6 protein-coding genes and 1 pseudogene are annotated in these 4,574 nt (G+C 33.6%); all 7 read right to left on the reverse strand.

Annotated elements, in window-relative coordinates; all coding sequences use genetic code 11:
- Positions 1-455 (reverse strand): hypothetical protein (locus BZK14_RS07780; protein WP_077925955.1); only part of this gene is annotated, 455 nt, incomplete at its 3' end.
- Positions 452-976, reverse strand: coding sequence for a GTP-binding protein (locus BZK14_RS07785; protein WP_077925956.1), 525 nt, complete (start codon positions 974-976; stop codon positions 452-454). The genes BZK14_RS07785 and BZK14_RS07780, both read right to left, overlap by 4 nt.
- Before the next feature lie 48 nt (positions 977-1,024).
- Positions 1,025-2,263 carry a hypothetical protein gene (locus tag BZK14_RS07790; RefSeq protein WP_077925957.1) on the reverse strand — a complete coding sequence of 413 codons (1,239 nt, stop codon included), beginning with the start codon at positions 2,261-2,263 and terminating at the stop codon, positions 1,025-1,027.
- 13 nt (positions 2,264-2,276) lie between these two features.
- Complete coding sequence (locus tag BZK14_RS07795; RefSeq protein WP_245831244.1) at positions 2,277-2,624, reverse strand: hypothetical protein; 348 nt, start codon at positions 2,622-2,624, stop codon at positions 2,277-2,279.
- Positions 2,625-2,638: 14 nt separating this feature from the next.
- Positions 2,639-3,736: an extracellular solute-binding protein gene (locus BZK14_RS07800; protein WP_077925958.1), complete on the reverse strand. Its 1,098-nt coding sequence runs from the start codon at positions 3,734-3,736 to the stop codon at positions 2,639-2,641.
- Positions 3,737-3,818: 82 nt separating this feature from the next.
- On the reverse strand, positions 3,819-4,250 hold the full coding sequence (locus tag BZK14_RS07805) for a c-type cytochrome (protein WP_077925959.1): 432 nt from the start codon (positions 4,248-4,250) through the stop codon (positions 3,819-3,821).
- Positions 4,251-4,352: 102 nt separating this feature from the next.
- Positions 4,353-4,574: pseudogene (locus BZK14_RS13325) on the reverse strand (ubiquinone biosynthesis regulatory protein kinase UbiB); the annotation flags it as partial.

Consider the following 4,574-nt stretch of genomic DNA (forward strand, 5'->3'; position numbering starts at 1 on the left):
TTCACAATCTTAGATACTGTTTCATAACTATCTTGATATAAGCTCGATAAGCGGGTACTCATTGCGGCTATTTGATTCAATTCTTCTTCTGGAAAACCCACATTTCCCAATAAGAAACCCATTTGATCTGATAATAACGCCTTATCTAAACTTGAAAACATAGATAATAACGATGGTAGATCATTTTCAAAGTTAATGGCAGGAACCTTAACCTCTTTTGTTTCTGACTGAATAAAGTGCATGATCTCTAATTGGTAAAAAATCGCCTTAGCCAATTTCAGTTGATCCGCTTCAAATCCTGTCAGCTGACAAATCATATCATCTGATAATTCAGGACTCTCATCCAGGCTCAGTATCTTTAACAGAACGTTACGAACCGCTTGATTAGTAGTTGTCTGCTGTACTGCGTATAGTGCGCCTTGCGCTGTTACTGTAATGTACTTTTTGACTGTCATCGTTCGTTAGCCTTTACAACCATCTTCTCAACCAATTTAAGAACATCATGTTTCTTCCTAACGTCCACCACTATTGTATCAGAAAGGGAGGGATGATATTCAGAAATTGCATTTAAAAATAATTCAATCTGATTAACATCAAAGTTTTCAGTTTGCGTCACGCCAATGACACAAGGATTCTTTTCTATGACTTGCAGATATTCATATAATATCTGCCCAACTTCTTCAATTTTTATATGTTGCATACTCAGCAATAGAATAGCACCTATACTACCTTTGACAAGTATATCATGCATAAAGCTAAAACGCTCTTGCCCAGGTGCTGCATAAATGTGCATTTTTAAATCACCTAATTGCAATACACCATAATCTAAGGAAACAGTCGTATCATTTTTAATGGATGACACTTCATCACTGGTTTTTTTAGATGTAGTAATAATGTTATCACCACATAAGCTACGTACAGCTGTCGTTTTACCACTTGCAACAGGTCCAACAAAAAGCACCTTATACTGATTCATTATATTTTACCTTTTATACTGACAAGCCTTTAATTAGCTCTTTTATATTTACAACTTCTGTAACTCTGATAATAACGCATTTAAATCTAATTGTTTCTTAGATTTATTATCTACTAATTCATTATCAAAAAATCCATATAAATCACATAAAGTATAATATGAAAAAATATAGAATGGATTAACCTCTGGTAATAATTCTACCGTATCTCTTAAAGAGACATTTCTAAACCCCCAAACACTGTCTAATTCTTTCATATATGGCATTTGTATCATATCTTTAGCGACATCTTTTTTTCTCATTAATCCTAAAGGCTCTTTGATATCTTTACCATTAATGATTCGACCTTTTGCGGCAATTAATACAGATCTACTGAAGCCATTCAAAGCATCAACATAATGATAATCTGTAAATTCTTTGAGCAAAGTCATAAATTTATCTTTCGATGTTAACTCTATGACATCTATATTTGAGCTCTTGATTTCGGAAAATAACAAAATATTATTCGTTGGCAAACTAGATAAAACAATACCATCACCAAATATAAAAACAATTGCCTCTTTAAATTTAAAATAATGTAATTGATTATCAAATTTATGTTGAAAAATATTTTTAAATATCTGTAAACTTGCATAATCAGACATATCATAATAAATATCATCTGTTTGCGCATAAATACTAGACATTTCAATCAACTGTGTTTTTTCTAACTGCTCAAAATAAGCATCATCAGGGACATACGGCAAAACCTTATGCTTTTTTTCAAGCTCTTCACGCCAATATGAAAATGCTGTCTGAGTGCCTAATAGCTGATCTTCATTGATCGTATTAACGACTTCTTCGATCGCTTGAGCATTCTCCTGATTAGACACTGGCACAGCATTTTTTTGCTGTTTATGCTTCGCTAAATAATTAGGATCCATAAATTTAGCAAAAGGATTACCCGTCACAACATTCGTTTGCTGAGTCTCATCCATATCTTTAGCTTTAACAGGCGCCTTAGTTTTACCGCTCATCTCTTCCAATACTTCTAATAATTCTTCTATCTTAATTGGTTTTCGGATGATTAAAGAATGCTCAAACTGCTCTGGTGAAACTGTCAAGATAATCGTGCGTGCATCTAAATGTCGATCAATAGCTTGCCTACCCTCAATGGAGTCGGCATCTACTAATTTAATGTCACCACTATCACCCAAAACAAACTGGCCTTTAGTTTTTAACTTTAACAACTGTGCAATACTCGCACTAAAGCGAGCATCGGCACCAATTAATGTTATTATTTTTGTCATGTCTAAGATCTATTTAAGTATAAGGATTCTCAATTGAATTAAAACCGCCTTGTACATCTTCTGTCAATATGCTTTTGCAACTTTTAGGAAGCGGCGTACATGGCAAAACTTTACGATCGATATGATCATAAAAAAATAACAACCAATCATCATCAAGTTGCAGCATACTATCTTTGACCATATCTAAACGATCCATATTATGCTCTGCGTTAGAAATAATAAAGTAGTCTAACAAAGCCCCTGATAAATTAGACAAGTTGCCATTTTTAATTTCAAATTGGACACGCAAACCATAGTCATTTCGAGTTGCTTGGCGACTAATAATCGAACTCAAAATTTCTTCACGACGCATGATATCCATAATGAGGATTCCTTTTACTTTCTATTTTTTAAATCTTGCCAGAATTTTACCAACTTTTTCTGTTCAGAGTGTCGATAAGGTTGCTTTATATGAAGCTTATTCAGATCTTCTTGACTTGGATACAAGATTTCATCTTTAATTAGATACTCATCCACATATGGGAAAGCAGCTTCATTGGATGTTGCATATTCAACATAATTTGCAGCACGAGCATTATTTTTAGGATCCAACATAAAATTAATGAATTCGTATGCTTCATCTTTATTAGGTGCATCCTTAAGCACTGTAAATTGGTCAAACCAAACCAAACTGCCTTCTTTAGGAATAAAATATTGAATATCTACATTTGTTTTGGCTTCTTTAGCACGTGCTTTTGCCAAATAAATATCACCCGACCAACCTAATGCAACACATGCATCACCATTTGCTAAGGCTGTAATATATTCGGATGAATGGAATTTTTTAATATATGGACGAATTTGTTTTAAAGCACCATAAGCTTTCTCTAAGTCCGCTTTATCTGTAGATTCTGCAGGTAAACCCAAATACATATTCACAACTGGTAATGTTTCGCTTGGGCTATCAATCATATAAATACCACAACTTGCCAATTTCTCAGCATATTTTGGATTCATAATTAACTCTAAAGAATCTAAAGGAGCATCAGGTACTAGTTCTTGAATTTTTTTGGCATCATATGCAATTCCAGTAGTTCCCCAGAAATAAGGCACAGAATGCTCATTCATACCTTTAAATTCTGCTAAACGCTCAGTCACAAAAGGCCATACATTTTTTAAATTTGGTAATTTATCTGTATTAATGGGATCTAATCTATTCGCTTGAATCAAATATGCCACAGTATAATCTGATGGTACGACAATATCATAACCTGAATTCCCTGCTAAGCTTTTAGCTAACAACACATCATTACTGTCAAAAGTATCATAAACAACATCTATGCCTGTTTTTTGAGTAAATTCTGTAATCAAATCAGGATCTATATAATCTGTCCAATTATAAATTCTGACTTCTTTAGCAGCAGCTGTTGCACTCAATGCAATCAATCCTGTCATAACTGCTAAACGGCTGATTTTACGAACCATAGTTTTCATTAATACATTCTCCCCAAAAACGATGGAAATGAGGCAATTACTAATCATCACCTCATTTTAAACTTATGGATACAACCAATAATTAATCTGCACGGAAAGTGTCGTGACAGCTCTTACAAGTGCTACCTAATTTACCCATTTGTGCTTTCAATGTAGCTTCAGATGCAGATGCTGCAATCATCGCATTACTTTCTGTTACAAAATTAGCTAAATCTTTTTGGAATTTATCTTGGTTAGTATTAATATCATTAGTTACTTTACTACCAGCATAGCTACCCGGTAAAAATACTTCATCCAAAGATGATGCCATAGCATTCATAACTTTTGCTGCTTTTTCTGCTTTTGCTGCATCAAAAGGAATTTCACCTTTTGCCATACCTGCTAAAGTCCCCATTTCCCATGCAGATACTTGGAACATCGCTTTACGTACTTTTTTTACTTGTTCCATGTCTTGTGCAAAACCAGAACTCATAGTTGCAATTGCCAATGTTGCTAATAAAGCCAACTTTTTCATTATTTAACTCCCATTTATATTAATATTTTTAACTCATTGTGATAGAAATCACCGCTCGATTATAACGAAATTTTATAGATACATCGTATCTTTACAATCTCTTTACTCTCGCAAGGCTTGATACAAGGCCAAAACTGCCAATATGATCAAACCTCCCCCAATCCATTCATCTAAATTATGCCAACTTATAATTGTGGAAACAAAAATCACTGAACCCATCAATCCATAAATTTTCCGTGTAGTTTGTTTTGCTTGAATTTTCTGATATTTTTCTAATACTTTATCATTAATATCAACTTTAAGCTTACCTCTCACCATATCTTG

The sequence above is a fragment of the Wohlfahrtiimonas larvae genome (genome assembly GCF_002006755.1).
Taxonomy (GTDB): Bacteria; Pseudomonadota; Gammaproteobacteria; order Cardiobacteriales; family Wohlfahrtiimonadaceae; genus Wohlfahrtiimonas; species Wohlfahrtiimonas larvae.